Here is a 16,831-nt window from a genome sequence, read left to right on the forward strand (position 1 = left end):
AAGGGATATAAAAAGAATGCATGAAGTAATGATTGTCTCGCGCCAGCAGGCCCGGTACGAAGACTTGCTCCATCAGGCCCAACTGCCTGACTTGGTGTTAACACGCGACCCTCAACGCGCTTCCATCATTTTAGCGGATCCTCCGGCGATCATCGCACAACTGTCTCAATTTCCTCGCCTGCGCTGGTTACAATCCACTTACGCCGGCGTCGATGCCCTGATGCGTGACGATCTGCGGCAGGATTACACCCTAACCAATGTCAGAGGCTGCTTTGGTCAACTCATCGCAGAGTATGTGTTTGGCTTACTGCTCGATAACACCCGTCACTTTAGTACCTACCACCAGCAGCAACAGAGCGCGCTGTGGCAGGCACAGCCTTATCGCACCATCGCCGGGCAATGCATGGTCATTCTGGGCACCGGCAGTATTGGCAGCCATGTCGCCCGTGTAGCGCAGGCGTTCGGTCTGCGCGTGATCGGCGTTAACCGCAGCGGCATGACCACGGAACCTGCGTTTACTCAGTGTTATGCCATCGATGCCCTGCCTGAGGCCTTGGCACAGGCGAATGTGGTGGTGTCCGTGCTGCCCGCCACCTCCGCGACACATCACTTGCTCAATGCCGACAGCCTGGCACATTGTCAGAACGCGATGTTGTTTAATGTCGGGCGAGGCAATGCCGTGTGTGAGCAAGGCTTACTGCAAGCCATCAAGCAAGGGCATATTCGCCACGCGTACTTGGATGTCTTCCAGCAAGAGCCTCTGCCGAGCTCGCATCCGTTCTGGCGGCATCCGCAGATCAGTGTGACCCCCCATATCGCCGCAGAAAGCTTTCCGGAACAAGTCATGACGATTTTTGCCGATAACTACCGCCGCTGGCATCAGGACGAGCCGCTGCAGTATCAGGTCGATTTTGGCCGTGGCTATTAAGGCTCGACAGCGTATAGGCTAAGGCATTGCCACTAAAACACGATGACGGAAACCGCCTCACACCGCAGCGCATAAGGAAAAGATATGAAGAAAAAGCTGACTGCCGCCTCAACGCAACAACTTGATAACTTACTGGATCAAGTAAGGCGATGCACGATCTGCGCGGATCATCTCCCGCTAGGGCCTCGCCCGGTGATTCAGGCGGCGAGCAGCGCGAAACTGTTGATCATCGGCCAGGCGCCGGGGCTACGGGTGCATGAAAGCGGCATTCCCTGGCATGATCCCAGCGGCGACCGCCTGCGCCGCTGGCTCGACATCGACCCTGAGACCTTTTACGACCCGCGCCAAATCGCCATCATGCCGATGGGCCTGTGTTATCCGGGCAAAGGCAAATCCGGAGATTTACCGCCGCGACCGGAATGTGCTCCGCAATGGCACCCGCATGTGCTGCCTTTGCTGCCAGAGGTGGGCATGACACTGCTGATCGGCCAGTATGCCCAGCAACGCTACCTGCCCGACAGCCCGAAGACCTTAACGGACACCGTCCGCCAGTGGCGAAACTGGGCACCGCGCTATATCCCGATGCCCCACCCGTCTCCCCGCAATACCTTATGGCTAAAGAAGAACCCGTGGTTTGAAGAAGAGGTGGTGCCGTATATCCGTGAGTATGTCCACCAGCTGCTCGAGGGGCAGGATCCTAGTTCCTAGAGGCGAGAAACGAAAAAGCCCACACAGAAAACTGTATGGGCTTGAATTGCACTCCCTAGGAACTCGTACCTAGGATCTCGCATCCGCTTTTACTTGTGGTATGGCTTAGACAGCTCGTGCACCGCTTCCACGAATACGCCGGCATTTTCAGGCGGCACATCCAGGTGGATACCGTGACCCAAGTTGAACACGTGGCCGGTACCTGCATCACCAAAGCCTTCCAGAATCGTCGCCACTTCCTGACGGATACGCTCTGGCTGAGCGTACAGCATGGATGGATCCATGTTGCCTTGCAGTGCCACTTTGTCACCAATGCGGCGTTTTGCATCGGCAATATCGATGGTCCAGTCTAGACCAACGGCATCACAGCCTGTTGCCGCGATTTGCTCTAGCCACATGCCACCATTTTTGGTGAACAGCGTCACTGGTACACGGCGACCTTCGTTTTCACGGATCAGACCATCTACAATCTTGTGCATGTAGCGCAGTGAGAACTCGTTGTAATCACGCGGTGTCAGTACGCCACCCCAGGTATCGAAGATCATCACTGACTGTGCGCCCGCTTTGATTTGAGCGTTCAGGTATTCCGTCACGCTGTCTGCCAGCTTATCCAGCAACAGGTGCAGGGTTTGTGGCTCGGCGTACATCATCTTCTTGATCTTGGTGAAGGCTTTCGAGCTGCCTCCTTCGACCATGTACGTCGCCAGCGTCCATGGACTGCCAGAGAAACCGATCAAAGGTACTTCGCCCTGAAGATCTTTACGGATCTGACGCACCGCATTCATCACGTACTGCAGTTCACCTTCTGGATCCGGCAGACCGATCTTATCCACATCAGCTTTACAGGTGATTGGACGATCAAAGACCGGACCTTCACCTGCTGCAAAACGCAGGCCCAGACCCATCGCATCCGGAATGGTCAGGATGTCAGAGAACAGGATCGCAGCATCTAATGGAAAACGACGTAGCGGCTGCAGCGTGACCTCACTGGCCAACTCGGCGTTTTTGCATAGCGACATGAAGTCTCCTGCCACGCTACGGGTTGCACGGTATTCTGGAAGGTAGCGACCGGCTTGGCGCATCATCCATACTGGGGTGCAATCTACCGGCTGCTTTAACAAAGCGCGTAGGTAGCGGTCATTCTTTAATTCGCTCATTTGGGACTCCATGGTTTCATTCTGGGCGCTATTGTATCACTCCCGAGGTCCAACTAAACAGGCCATTTGTTAACCGGATCAAGTTTATGGTAACAATCTGGTCACTGCATTTGCGGCGCTCTGTCCAGTCATGATACAAAATCTGCGCGCTAGCAATAATAACAATGACTTTGCTCGTAGAAAGCAATTTAACTGCACCTTACCCCTCCTCACGGAGGGTTTTTTTATGCTTGCGATCCCGCCATCAGGATCAACGTGTGATCAATCAAGGATCGTGCAATGGTGCCCTTTGGCGCCACCTCTGGCAGGGTCTCGGCGGTCGCCCATAAAGCATCGGTCAACTCCGCATAATCCGGTCGTAACGCTCCCCCCGCATAATCAGCCAGAAAGGCCATCATCAGGTTTGACGGAAACGCCCACGGCTGACTGCCAAAGTAGCGGATGTTCTCCACTTCTATCCCTGTTTCTTCTTTGATTTCCCGTGCCACGCACTGCTCTAAGGTTTCGCCGGCTTCAACAAAGCCCGCGATAACGGTATACATGCCGGTTTTGTGGCGCGGATGCTGGGCCAGCAAGATTTTATCGTCTTTACGGACCGCCACAATCACGCACGGCGACACACGCGGGTAATGAGGGGTATGGCAGCCACTGCACACCATGGCCACTTCTGTTTCGCCGTAGTGGCATTGCGCGCCACATTGCGGGCAGAACTGCTGAGTATGCAGCATGTGTGACAACTGTGTCGCTCGGCCAGCGAGTTGGAAGAGTTCCGGCTCCACAGAGAGCAATTCCCTCTGGCTATAAAAATCGCCGCTGTCAGCCTGTTCTGGCGCTTCTAACCAATACACCGGGTGATTCTGGTAATGGCCAATCAGGCGGGCACCAGCCGTATCAAAATTGAGATCTTTCGCACAACCAAATGGAAGTGATTGATTTTCAAGATACAAACTTCGGTCTTTAACAATGCACCAATACGCATTTTCTTGTTTTTTTAACATCAACGTCACATCCATCCTTGCAGGGTATCGTTTTTACTGGCAATCTAAACTTATACGGAAGTGAATCCGTAACTCAAGGTTCTCTTTTTTAAGAGATTGACAGGTATCGTTTCCAGTACCCCTGCCTCGGTACTGTAGATCATGAGGGCATGGTCATGTTAAGTAAATTCGAGCAAGTACAAAAGCAATGGGGCGGCACCAGTGATGTTATTGACCACTGGCTTATGTCGCGACAGCAACTGCTAATCGACTACTGTAAGTTAGCCGGACTGCCACCGTTTGAACGTAACCAACGCCAGCTACCCACTAACGACCAACTCCAACTCTTCTGCCAACAACTGGTCGACTACATTTCTGAAGGCCATTTTAAAATCTATGACATGGTCATGGCACGTTGGCATGCAACAGGCTACTCGCCTACCGCCGAAATTTCTCAAGTTTACGCCCAAATCACGCAAACCACCGATCCGCTTCTCAATTTTACCGAAAAATACACGGCGATCAGTGAGGATGAGCTGGAAGGGGCCGATCTCGACAACGATTTGTCCGCCATTGGGGAATTGGTTGAGATCCGTTTTGCCTTAGAAGATGGATTAATAGAATTGATCAGCGAGAGCCTCGCCTGCCCACCAGGCGCATAACGTTCGCTCTTCGCCCTGCCCTGCATCGTTCAGCCCTACCCGTTAGGGCTGGCCTTTCCCTCTGTGACCGCCTTTTCTGTCGCCAGCATGCGATTGATTCCCTTTGCCGCCATCAATTCGTCGTTTACAGGCAATAAAAAAGGGCACCCGAAGGTACCCTTTTCAGTCGATTCAAACACTAGCGTTTAGGCTTAGTTTTCGTCGTTTAGGCCAGCATTAAGTAGTGCTGCAAGATCCTGAGAAGCTTGCTCTGCATCTACCTGAGGTGCCATTGGCTCTAGCTCTGCATCGCGGTTGCGCTGACGGCTCTGGTGGTACGCGAAACCGGTACCCGCAGGGATCAGACGACCCACGATTACGTTCTCTTTCAGACCGCGCAGTTCGTCACGCTTACCAGAAACCGCAGCTTCTGTTAGTACGCGCGTCGTTTCCTGGAACGATGCTGCAGAGATGAACGATTCAGTCGCAAGAGACGCTTTGGTGATACCCAGTAGGTCACGCTCAAACGTCGCCACTAGCTTACCTTCAGCTTCAAGCTTACGGTTCGCGATAGTTACGCGAGAGAATTCAACCTGCTCACCAGGTAGGAACTCTGAATCACCAGAAGTCGTAATGGTTACCTTACGCAGCATCTGACGAACGATCGTTTCGATGTGCTTATCGTTAATCTTAACGCCCTGGAGACGGTAAACTTCCTGAACCTCGTTCACGATGTATTCTGCTACCGCGTGAACGCCACGTAGACGTAGGATGTCGTGTGGTGCCTCTGGACCATCGGCGATTACATCACCTTTCTCAACCTTATCACCTTCGAATACGTTCAGCTGGCGCCACTTAGGAACCATTTCTTCGTATACGTTGCCTTCAGCAGGCGTGATGATAAGACGACGCTTACCTTTCGTCTCTTTACCGAACGACACAGTACCTGTGATTTCAGCAAGGATTGCAGGCTCTTTCGGCTTACGTGCTTCAAACAGGTCGGCTACGCGAGGTAGACCACCGGTGATATCTTTCGTACCGCCAGATGCCTGTGGAATACGTGCTAGCGTGTCACCGATACCAACCATTGCGCCGTCTTCTAGCTGGATAATTGCTTTACCAGGTAGGAAGTACTGCGCAGGGATTTCAGTACCTGCGATCATTACATCGTTGCCGTTTTCGTCAACAAGCTTCACAGTTGGACGCATGTCTTTACCTGCACCTGTACGCTCTGCAGCGTCAAGAACAGTGATCATAGACAGACCTGTTAGCTCATCAGTTTGACGAGAAACTGTCACACCGTCGATCAAGTCAACAAACTGGATACGACCTGCCACTTCAGTGATGATTGGCATTGTGTGTGGGTCCCAGTTAGCAACAACTTCACCAGCTGTTACTTCTGCGCCTTCACCTTTAGTCAGGTGAGAACCGTAAGGCAGTTTGTAGTTTTCTTTCGTACGGCCGAACTCATCAATGATGGTCATTTCAGACGCACGAGAAGTAATTACAAGCTTACCGTCGTTGTTCGTTACGAACTTCGCGTTCTGTAGTTTCACAGAACCGTTGTTCTTCACCTGAATGCTGTTTTCTGCAGCTGCCGCAGATGCCGCACCACCGATGTGGAACGTACGCATCGTTAGCTGTGTACCCGGTTCACCGATTGACTGTGCCGCTACAACACCTACCGCTTCACCCTGGTTAACCAGGTGACCACGAGCTAGGTCACGACCGTAACAGAACTTACAGCAACCGAAGTCGTTTTCACACGTTACTACAGAACGTACTTTCACTAGGTCAACAGAGTTGGCTTCTAGGATGTCACACCACTTCTCATCAAGTAGGGTGTTACGAGGCGCAAGGATCTCATCAGAACCTGGCTTCATCACATCTTCAGCAACAACACGGCCTAGTACACGCTCGCGTAGTGGTTCTTTAACATCACCACCTTCGATTAGAGGCATCATAGTGATACCAGCGTGTGTACCACAGTCATCAGCAGTGATCACAACGTCTTGTGCAACGTCTACTAGACGACGCGTCAAGTAACCGGAGTTCGCAGTCTTAAGTGCGGTATCCGCAAGACCCTTACGCGCACCGTGCGTTGAGATAAAGTACTGAAGTACGTTCAGACCTTCACGGAAGTTCGCCGTGATCGGTGTTTCGATGATCGAGCCATCCGGCTTAGCCATCAGACCACGCATACCCGCTAGCTGACGGATCTGAGCGGCAGAACCACGCGCACCCGAGTCGGCCATCATGTATACGCTGTTGAACGATTTCTGCTGTTCTTCTTCGCCGTCACGGTTGATAACGGTGTCGAAAGACAGGTTATCCATCATCGCTTTAGCAACCTGTTCGTTCGCGGTTGCCCAGATATCGATAACTTTGTTGTAACGTTCGCCAGCGGTCACAAGACCTGACTGGAACTGTTCCTGAATTTCAGCAACTTCCGCTTCTGCTTCTGCGATCTTGGTGTACTTAGCTTCAGGTACAACCATGTCGTCGATACCAACAGACACGCCTGACAATGCCGCGTAAGCAAAACCGGTGTACATGATCTGGTCAGCAAAGACGACAGTCTCTTTCATGCCCAGTTCACGGTAACAGGTGTTCAGTAGCTTAGAAATCTGCTTCTTACCTAGTGCTTCAGTGTTCACCAAGCTGTACGGTAGACCTTTTGGTACGATCTTCCATAGCATTGCACGACCAACAGTCGTATCAACAAGCTTCGTGTCTTCAACTAGGTTACCCTGCTCGTCTTTCACGAACTGAGTAATACGTACTTTCACACGTGAGTGCAGCTCAGCGTTGCCTGTACGGTAAGCTTTTTCAGCTTCCGCAGGACCCGCTAGGTACATGCCTTCACCCTTCGCGTTGATCTTGTCACGCGTCATGTAGTAAAGACCCAATACAACGTCCTGAGAAGGTACGATGATCGGATCACCAGACGCTGGCGATAGGATGTTGTTGGTAGACATCATCAGTGCACGTGCTTCAAGCTGTGCTTCCAGAGTTAGAGGTACGTGTACCGCCATCTGGTCACCATCGAAGTCGGCGTTGTATGCCGCACACACTAGTGGGTGAAGCTGAATCGCTTTACCTTCGATCAGTACTGGTTCGAATGCCTGAATACCTAGACGGTGCAGTGTTGGTGCACGGTTAAGCATTACTGGGTGTTCGCGAATCACTTCGTCCAGGATATCCCAAACAACAGCTTCTTCACGCTCTACCATCTTCTTAGCAGCTTTGATTGTCGTCGCTAGGCCACGAGTCTCTAGTTTGCCGTAGATAAATGGTTTAAATAGCTCTAGTGCCATCTTCTTAGGAAGACCACACTGGTGCAGACGCAGGTATGGACCTACGGTGATAACAGAACGACCTGAGTAGTCTACACGCTTACCAAGAAGGTTCTGACGGAAACGACCCTGTTTACCTTTGATCATGTCTGCCAAAGATTTCAGAGGACGCTTGTTTGAACCAGTGATAGCGCGGCCACGACGACCGTTATCAAGCAATGCATCAACAGATTCCTGCAGCATACGCTTTTCGTTACGTACGATGATATCAGGAGCTGCTAGATCCAGTAGACGCTTCAGACGGTTGTTACGGTTGATAACGCGACGGTACAGATCGTTCAGATCAGACGTTGCGAAACGGCCGCCGTCTAGCGGTACCAACGGACGTAGATCCGGTGGAAGTACTGGTAGTACAGACAGGATCATCCACTCAGGGTTGTTACCTGACTGCAAGAATGCTTCTACAAGCTTCAGACGCTTGGTCAGTTTCTTACGCTTGGTTTCAGAGTTAGTTTCTTCCAACTCTTCGCGCATTAGTTCGATTTCTGCGTTCAGGTCCATGTTGCCAAGCAATGCTTGAACAGCTTCGGCACCCATCTTCGCGTCGAACTCGTCGCCCCACTCCTCTAGTGCATCCAAGTACTGCTCTTCTGACAGTAGCTGGCTACGCTCTAGGTTGGTCATACCTGGTTCGATAACTACGTATGATTCGAAGTAAAGTACACGCTCGATATCACGTAGCGGCATGTCCATCAACAAACCGATACGGGATGGCAGTGACTTCAGGAACCAGATGTGGGCAACTGGAGAAGCTAGCTCGATGTGACCCATACGCTCACGGCGTACTTTAGTCTGAGTAACTTCAACACCACATTTTTCACAGATAACACCACGGTGCTTCAGGCGCTTATATTTGCCACAAAGACACTCGTAGTCTTTTACCGGGCCAAAGATACGTGCACAGAATAGGCCGTCACGCTCAGGCTTAAAGGTACGGTAGTTGATGGTTTCTGGCTTTTTCACTTCACCGAAAGACCATGAACGGATCATGTCTGGTGAAGCAAGACCGATTTTGATTGCATCAAATTCTTCAGTCTTGTGCTGTGCTTTCAGAAACTTAAGTAAGTCTTTCACATTCGGCTCCTGTGAGGAGTTGACCCATAAAGGCGCCAGTCAACTGGCGCCTTCATATTTATACCGGAGTAACTAATAAATTTTGGTACAAGACCGAAACTTATTCGTCTTCCAGCTCGATGTTGATACCCAACGAGCGGATTTCTTTCAACAATACGTTGAACGATTCCGGCATACCAGGTTCCATACGATGGTCGCCATCGACGATGTTCTTATACATCTTCGTACGGCCGTTAACGTCATCCGACTTAACAGTTAGCATTTCCTGTAGGGTGTATGCTGCACCGTATGCTTCTAGTGCCCACACTTCCATCTCACCGAAACGCTGACCACCGAACTGTGCTTTACCACCCAGCGGCTGCTGAGTAACCAAGCTGTAAGAACCGGTAGAACGGGCATGCATCTTGTCATCAACCAAGTGGTTCAGTTTCAGCATGTACATGTAACCAACAGTTACAGGACGCTCAAACTTGTCACCGGTACGACCGTCAAACAGCGTTAGCTGGCCAGACTCTGGCAGATCACCCAACTTCAGAAGCTCTTTGATAGAAGATTCTGGCGCACCGTCAAAGACAGGTGTCGCGATTGGTAGACCCTTACGCAGGTTCTGGATCAGTGTACGTACTTCGTCATCACTTAGTGCCGCGATGTCTACGTTCTGGCGCGTTTCGCCTAGATCGTAAACCTTCTGTAGGAAGTTACGGAACTCGTGAAGCTCACGCTGCTGCTTAAGCATCTCGTTGATCTTGTCACCGATACCTTTCGCTGCAAGACCCAAGTGAGTCTCCAGGATCTGACCGATGTTCATACGAGACGGTACACCCAGCGGGTTCAGTACGATATCAACTGTCTGACCTTTTTCATCGTACGGCATGTCTTCAACAGGGTTGATCTTAGAGATTACACCCTTGTTACCGTGACGACCCGCCATCTTATCACCAGGCTGGATACGACGCTTAACGGCTAGGTAAACCTTAACAATCTTAAGGACGCCCGGCGCTAGGTCATCACCCTGAGTGATCTTACGACGCTTGGTTTCAAATTTCTTATCGAACTCAGCTTTTAGCTCGTCATACTGCTCAGCTAGCTGCTCAAGTTGATTCTGCTGACCTTCGTCATCCAGAGTCTGACCAAACAGCTTCTCACGGTCCATAGTCAGCAATTTATCTTCGCTGTAGCCCGCGGCAAGAAGAAGCGTACGAACACGAGCAAGAAGACCACCCTCAAGGATCTGGAATTCTTCTGTGATGTCTTTCTTCGCTTCTTTCAGCTGCATCTCTTCAATTTCAAGCGCACGCTTGTCTTTTTCTACGCCATCGCGAGTAAAGACTTGAACGTCGATGATGGTACCAGACACAGAGTTTGGTACACGTAGAGAAGAGTCTTTCACGTCAGACGCTTTCTCACCGAAGATAGCACGTAGTAGCTTCTCTTCAGGCGTTAGCTGCGTTTCACCCTTAGGTGTCACTTTACCAACTAGGATGTCGCCACCCTTCACTTCAGCACCGATGTAAACGATACCTGACTCGTCCAGCTTAGACAGTGCTGCTTCACCCACGTTAGGGATGTCAGCCGTGATCTCTTCTGCGCCTAGCTTCGTGTCACGCGCCACACAAGATAGCTCTTGGATGTGGATTGTTGTCAGGCGATCTTCCTGTACAACACGCTCAGAAACTAGGATGGAGTCTTCGAAGTTGTAACCGTTCCAAGGCATGAACGCGATACGCATGTTCTGGCCAAGGGCTAGTTCACCTAGGTCTGTTGAAGGACCGTCAGCCAACACGTCGCCACGAGCAACTGGCTCACCCGGCATCACAGTTGGACGCTGGTTGATACAGGTGTTCTGGTTAGAACGTGTGTACTTCGTTAGGTTGTAAATGTCGATACCTGCTTCGCCTGGTACCAACTCATCTTCGTTTACTTTGATAACGATACGTGATGCGTCAACTGACTGAACCATACCGCCGCGTTTAGCAACAGCTGTTACACCCGAGTCAACCGCAACGTTACGTTCGATACCAGTACCAACTAGCGGCTTATCAGCACGCAGTGTTGGAACGGCCTGACGCTGCATGTTCGCACCCATAAGGGCACGGTTAGCATCATCGTGCTCAAGGAATGGGATCAACGATGCTGCCACCGATACAACCTGGTTGGTTGCAACGTCCATGTACTGGACATGGTCACGTGGGTGCAGACCGGATTCACCTTTCTGACGCGCAGTGATCAGTTCATCAGCAAATGAACCGTCTTCGTTTAGCGCGGCGTTCGCCTGAGCGATAACGTACTGACCTTCTTCGATAGCAGATAGGTAATCGATTTCTTCCGTTACCTTGCCGTCGATCACTTTACGGTATGGAGTTTCCAAGAAACCGTAAGGGTTACACTGTGCAAATGCAGACAGTGAGTTGATCAGACCGATGTTTGGACCTTCTGGCGTTTCGATAGGACATAGACGACCGTAGTGGGTCGCGTGTACGTCTCGAACTTCAAAGCCAGCACGCTCACGAGTCAGACCACCTGGACCAAGCGCCGAAATACGACGTTTGTGAGTAACTTCTGACAGTGGGTTGTTCTGGTCCATAAACTGAGACAGCTGAGAAGAGCCAAAGAACTCTTTTACTGCCGCAGAGATAGGCTTAGCGTTGATCAGATCCTGAGGCATTACTGCATCAAGGTCGCCAAGGCTTAGACGTTCTTTTACTGCACGCTCAACACGTACTAGGCCAACACGGAATTGGTTTTCCGCCATTTCACCTACAGAACGAATACGACGGTTGCCAAGGTGGTCGATATCGTCCACTTCGCCTTTACCGTTACGGATGTCGATCAGACGACGCATCACTTCAATGATGTCCGCGTGATCAAGCGTACCCGCACCTGTGGTTTCTTCACGGCCTAGCGAGCTGTTGAACTTCATACGGCCAACCGCAGAAAGATCGTAACGATCTTCTGAGAAGAACAGGCTTTCGAAAAGCTGCTCAGCGGCTTCGCGCGTTGGTGGCTCACCAGGACGCATCATGCGGTAAATTTCAACCAATGCGCTTAGACGGTCGGTGGTGCTGTCGATACGTAGGGTATCTGACATGTACGGACCGAAATCTAGGTCATTGGTGAACAATACTTCTAGAGACTTGTAGCCAGCCTGAGATAGCAGAGCTAGCGTTTCCAGGCTTAGTTCCTGGTTAGCCGCTGCGATCAGTTCGCCGGTCTCTTCGTTGATGTAGTCACGTGCGGCAATCTTGCCAACGATGTACTCAACAGGTACTTCGATGTGGTCAACACCGTCTTTAGACAGCTGGCGAATGTGGCGAGCTGTAATACGGCGACCTTGTTCTACGTATACCTTACCGTTCGCTTCAATGTCGAAGCTTGCAGTTTCGCCACGTAGACGATCTGGTACTAGCTCCATCACTAGCGACTTGCCCTGTACTTCGAAGTTTACTTTCTCGAAGAACATGTCAAGGATCTGCTCAGTGGTGTAGCCTAGAGCACGTAGAATGATAGAAGCTGGTAGCTTACGACGACGGTCGATACGTACGAATACGCTATCCTTAGGATCAAATTCGAAATCCAACCATGAACCACGGTAAGGGATTACGCGTGCGTTATATAGCACTTTACCTGAGGAGTGGGTTTTACCCTTATCGCTGTCGAAGAACACACCCGGGCTACGGTGCAGCTGGGATACGATAACCCTCTCGGTACCGTTAATAACGAATGTACCGTTATCTGTCATGAGCGGAATTTCGCCCATGTAAACTTCTTGTTCTTTGATGTCTTTAACGGTGCCAGCTGGCGCGTCTTTATCGTACATGACAAGACGTAGCTTCACGCGTAGTGGGGCTGAATAAGTTACGCCACGAATCTGACATTCTTTAACATCGAAGACCGGCTCACCGAGACGATAGCTAACGTATTGCAGCTCGGAGTTGCCGTTGTAGCTCTGAATCGGGAAAACAGAACGAAAGGCAGCTTCTAGACCGTAGTGCCCTTCTGGATCCTGCTCGATGAATTTTTTGAAAGACTCAAGCTGGATCGACAGCAAGTATGGTATGTCCAACACTTGTGGACGCTTACCAAAATCCTTACGGATACGCTTTTTCTCGGTATAAGAGTAAACCATAGGTTCCTCAGATCGCTGATAAGTGATCCAAACTGCTCAAAACGAGGAGCAGTGACTAGTAACACTGTTTATTGAAGGAACAGCCCTGGGAGCCAGAACTGCGTTTTGCACAGATAGCGGTTGGAAAACAATGTGAAAACACCACTACCCTACAGCGCAAAAAGGCCGGTGGCATTTTTGCCACCAGCCAATAGCCGATTAAGGCTAGGAAATTAAGTAATTATTACTTAACTTCAACAGAAGCACCAGCTTCTTCTAGTTGAGCTTTAAGAGCTTCAGCTTCAGCTTTCTCAACGCCTTCTTTTAGAGGTGCTGGAGCGCCGTCTACTAGAGCTTTAGCTTCTTTAAGACCTAGGCCAGTTGCGCCACGTACTGCTTTGATTACAGCAACTTTGTTAGCGCCAGCAGAAGTTAGGATTACGTCGAATTCAGTTTGCTCTTCAGCTGCTTCTGCAGCTGCGCCGCCTGCTACAACTGCAGCTGCAGCAGTAACACCGAATTTCTCTTCCATTGCTTCGATTAGTTCAACAACCTGCATTACAGACATTTCTGCAACTGCGTCTAGGATTTGCTCGTTAGTGATAGACATAACAATTCTCTTTAAAAGTCAACAAATAGTTTAAATAGTAATCAGATAAAGTGCGGCAATTATGCAGCAGCTTCTTCTTTCTGATCACGTACTGCAGCGATAGTACGTACAAGTTTACCAGCAGACGCTTCTTTCATGCACATCATTAGGCGTGCAATCGCTTCGTCGTATGTTGGTAGAGTTGCTAGTACTTCAACGTTAGCAATAGCGCCTTCGAATGCAGCAGCTTTGATCTCGAAATCTTTATTCTCTTTAGCGAAGTCTTTGAAAAGACGCGCTGCAGCACCTGGGTGCTCGTTAGAGAAACCGATTAGTGAAGGACCTACGAAAGTCTCAGTAAGACATTCGAAAGAAGTACCTTCAACAGCACGACGTGCTAGTGTGTTACGAACAACTTTCAGGTAAACGCCGTTTTCACGAGCTTTTTTACGCAGAGAAGTCATCGCATCAACAGTAACGCCGCGAGAGTCAGCAACAACTGCAGACAGGGCACCATTGGCAGCTTCGTTGACTTCAGCAACAATTGCTTTTTTGTCTTGAAGATTTAATGCCATTGGATTTGCTCCTGGATTGTTTTACACCACTCACTGCCAAAATAGCAGGAGAGCTTGTACGGCGCAGATCCAAGATAGACTTACATCAATCATGCTCTGGCACCGTCTACGTAGGTGATATTAAGTCAAACCCCGAAAAGTCTGACGCCTACGGTCTTTGACGAAGGTAAACTGTTGCCAGCCTACCTCAGCCATGAATTCGGAAACGCCAAATTATACACTAATTTGACGTTTCTGCAAATTAGTTTGCGTTAGCGTCCAGAGTGTTCTGGTCTAGCGCTACACCTGCACCCATAGTGGTAGACAGGCTAACTTTCTTGATGAAAGTACCTTTCGCTGAAGAAGGCTTAGCTTTCTTCAGAGCAACTAGAAGAGACTCTAGGTTCTCTTTTAGTTGAGCAGCATCGAAGTCCACTTTACCGATAGTAGTGTGGATGATGCCGTTTTTGTCGTTACGGTAACGAACCTGACCTGCTTTAGCGTTCTTAACTGCTTCAGCAACGTTAGGAGTTACAGTACCAACTTTAGGGTTTGGCATAAGACCGCGAGGACCAAGAATGGTACCTAGCTGACCAACAACGCGCATTGCATCTGGAGATGCGATAACTACGTCGAAGTTCATTTCGCCTTTCTTCACTTGCTCAGCAAGATCTTCCATACCTACTAGGTCAGCACCAGCTTCTTTAGCAGCTTCAGCGTTTGCACCCTGAGTGAATACCGCTACGCGGATGTCACGGCCAGTACCGTGTGGTAGCACTGTTGCGCCACGAACGTTCTGGTCAGATTTACGTGCATCGATGCCTAGGTTAACAGCAACGTCTACAGACTCTACGAATTTAGCAGTAGCTAGTTCTTTAAGAAGAGCAACAGCTTCGTTGATGTCGTACTCGCGAGAAGCATCAACTTTGTCGCGAATAACGCGCATACGCTTAGTTAGTTTTGCCATTGTCTTAACCCTCTACCACTAGACCCATTGAACGAGCAGTACCAGCAATCGAACGCTTCATAGCTTCGATGTCAGCACCAGTCATGTCCGCAGCTTTAGTTTCTGCGATCTCTTGGATCTGAGCGTCAGTGATAGTACCCACTTTCTCAGTGTTTGGACGGCCAGAACCAGACTTCAGGCCAGCCGCTTTCTTAAGAAGAACTGCAGCAGGAGGAGTCTTAGTAATGAACGTGAAAGAACGATCACTGTAAACTGTGATTACAACAGGAGTAGGAAGACCTTTCTCCATTGAATCAGTTTTTGCGTTGAACGCTTTACAGAATTCCATGATGTTCACACCGTGCTGACCTAGTGCAGGACCAACCGGTGGACTTGGGTTTGCCATACCAGCTGCAACTTGCAGCTTGATGTAAGCTTCTACTTTTTTAGCCATTGCTATATACCTAAATTTGGGTTCAAACGTCTATTACTGAAAATAGACTCCCCGTCTAACGAAAGGGCGCGAAATTATAGTCCAATTTCACGCCCCTGACAACTAAAACTGACTATTTATTACTCAGCTTTTTTCAACCTGACCAAATTCCAGTTCTACTGGGGTCGCACGGCCGAAGATCGATACCGATACTTTCACGCGGCTCTTGTCGTAATCGACTTCTTCCACCACACCGTTAAAGTCAGCAAACGGACCGTCTGTAACACGAACCACTTCACCTGGTTCGAAGACAGTTTTGTGAACCGGAGATTCACTTGCTTTCTCTAGACGGTTAAGAATAGCATCGGCCTCTTTATCAGAGATAGGAGCCGGACGGTCAGATGTACCGCCGATGAACCCCATTACACGAGGGATACTACGTACCAGATGCCATGTCTCATCGTTCATCACCATCTGTACAAGCACATAACCAGGGAAGAACTTACGTTCGCTCTTGCGACGCTGGCCTGCACGTACTTCAACAACTTCTTCAGTCGGGACTAGCACTTCTTCAAAGTGCTCTTCCATACCGTGCATTTTGATATGCTCACGTAGGGATTGTGCTACACGACCTTCAAAACCAGAGAAAGCCTGTACAACATACCATCGTTTTTTTGGAGCTTCGCTCATGAACTCTTACCTCACACACCGGTAACTAGGCGGACTAGACGGACCATGATGCCGTCGATGCCCCATAAGGCTAACGCCATAATGACAGTGACAGCTAAAACTATAAAGGTTGTCTGCGTAGCTTCCTGACGAGTAGGCCATACTACCTTGCGGACTTCCATGCGCGATTCACGAGCAAACGCAATCGCGGTTTTACCTTTGTCTGTCAGTGCAGCGACACCACCAGCAATTGCCACAAGGACAACGATAGCAGCAGCACGAGCAACGACAGAAACATCACTGTACAGGTAATTACCAACCACAGCGGCAGCTAGCAAAGCAAATACGGCTGCCCACTTCAGGCCATCCATAGTGCTAGAATTGCTTTGGTTTTCGGCATTCGCTTTCATACAACCAACCTGTAACTAGTCTCAATATAGACGAAAATAACCCCGCATACGCGAGGCCTACAATGAAGGAAAAGCCTAAGGCTTTAATTACATGGAAAAAACTTCATATGAATAAAAATTTTTCTCTACGCACCTGAGCAAAAAATACACTACTTCAGGCTTGAGCGCAGAAAAAGGGCATCAAATGATGCCCTTTTTCGTGCCTAGTCGTCAAATATTATTCAACGATTGTAGCAACAACACCCGCACCTACAGTACGGCCGCCTTCACGGATAGCAAAACGT

13 protein-coding genes are annotated in these 16,831 nt (G+C 49.9%); 3 read left to right on the plus strand and 10 right to left on the minus strand.

The window, feature by feature from the left end; genetic code table 11:
* The first annotated feature begins 7 nt into the window (after positions 1–7).
* Positions 8–928, plus strand: coding sequence for a D-2-hydroxyacid dehydrogenase (locus ABT58_RS11875; protein WP_189595476.1), 921 nt, complete (start codon positions 8–10; stop codon positions 926–928).
* An 84-nt stretch (positions 929–1,012) separates the two neighbouring features.
* Positions 1,013–1,636 (plus strand): uracil-DNA glycosylase family protein, encoded by a 624-nt coding sequence (locus ABT58_RS11880; RefSeq protein WP_047874621.1) that lies wholly within the window; start codon positions 1,013–1,015, stop codon positions 1,634–1,636.
* An 89-nt stretch (positions 1,637–1,725) separates the two neighbouring features.
* Here ABT58_RS11880 and hemE read toward each other — a convergent pair whose 3' ends face one another.
* Together hemE and nudC are read right to left on the minus strand one after the other, a co-directional pair.
* Complete coding sequence (gene hemE / locus ABT58_RS11885) at positions 1,726–2,793, minus strand: uroporphyrinogen decarboxylase (protein ID WP_047874622.1); 1,068 nt, start codon at positions 2,791–2,793, stop codon at positions 1,726–1,728.
* 224 nt (positions 2,794–3,017) lie between these two features.
* Positions 3,018–3,791: an NAD(+) diphosphatase gene (gene nudC, locus ABT58_RS11890; protein WP_047874646.1), complete on the minus strand. Its 774-nt coding sequence runs from the start codon at positions 3,789–3,791 to the stop codon at positions 3,018–3,020.
* Between the two features lie 149 nt (positions 3,792–3,940).
* Between nudC and rsd the strand changes: the two genes are divergently transcribed.
* Complete coding sequence (gene rsd, locus ABT58_RS11895; protein WP_189595475.1) at positions 3,941–4,432, plus strand: sigma D regulator; 492 nt, start codon at positions 3,941–3,943, stop codon at positions 4,430–4,432.
* A 191-nt stretch (positions 4,433–4,623) separates the two neighbouring features.
* On the opposite strand, the gene rpoC is transcribed toward rsd, so the two are convergent.
* The 8 genes from rpoC to secE form a co-directional block, all read right to left on the minus strand.
* Positions 4,624–8,841 (minus strand): DNA-directed RNA polymerase subunit beta', encoded by a 4,218-nt coding sequence (gene rpoC / locus ABT58_RS11900; RefSeq protein ID WP_047874624.1) that lies wholly within the window; start codon positions 8,839–8,841, stop codon positions 4,624–4,626.
* Positions 8,842–8,941: 100 nt separating this feature from the next.
* On the minus strand, positions 8,942–12,967 hold the full coding sequence (gene rpoB / locus ABT58_RS11905; protein WP_047874625.1) for a DNA-directed RNA polymerase subunit beta: 4,026 nt from the start codon (positions 12,965–12,967) through the stop codon (positions 8,942–8,944).
* Positions 12,968–13,190: 223 nt separating this feature from the next.
* Positions 13,191–13,556: a 50S ribosomal protein L7/L12 gene (rplL, locus tag ABT58_RS11910; protein WP_047874626.1), complete on the minus strand. Its 366-nt coding sequence runs from the start codon at positions 13,554–13,556 to the stop codon at positions 13,191–13,193.
* 59 nt (positions 13,557–13,615) lie between these two features.
* On the minus strand, positions 13,616–14,110 hold the full coding sequence (rplJ, locus tag ABT58_RS11915) for a 50S ribosomal protein L10 (RefSeq protein ID WP_047874627.1): 495 nt from the start codon (positions 14,108–14,110) through the stop codon (positions 13,616–13,618).
* Positions 14,111–14,351: 241 nt separating this feature from the next.
* Positions 14,352–15,056, minus strand: a complete 705-nt coding sequence (rplA, locus tag ABT58_RS11920; RefSeq protein WP_047874628.1) for a 50S ribosomal protein L1 — start codon at positions 15,054–15,056, stop codon at positions 14,352–14,354.
* A 4-nt stretch (positions 15,057–15,060) separates the two neighbouring features.
* Positions 15,061–15,489, minus strand: coding sequence for a 50S ribosomal protein L11 (rplK, locus tag ABT58_RS11925; RefSeq protein WP_047874629.1), 429 nt, complete (start codon positions 15,487–15,489; stop codon positions 15,061–15,063).
* Between the two features lie 123 nt (positions 15,490–15,612).
* On the minus strand, positions 15,613–16,158 hold the full coding sequence (gene nusG / locus ABT58_RS11930) for a transcription termination/antitermination protein NusG (protein WP_047874630.1): 546 nt from the start codon (positions 16,156–16,158) through the stop codon (positions 15,613–15,615).
* 11 nt (positions 16,159–16,169) lie between these two features.
* Positions 16,170–16,547: a preprotein translocase subunit SecE gene (secE, locus tag ABT58_RS11935; protein WP_047874631.1), complete on the minus strand. Its 378-nt coding sequence runs from the start codon at positions 16,545–16,547 to the stop codon at positions 16,170–16,172.
* Positions 16,548–16,831: the final 284 nt, after the last annotated feature.

Source organism: Photobacterium aphoticum (assembly GCF_001029435.1).
Taxonomy (GTDB): domain Bacteria; phylum Pseudomonadota; class Gammaproteobacteria; order Enterobacterales; family Vibrionaceae; genus Photobacterium; species Photobacterium aphoticum.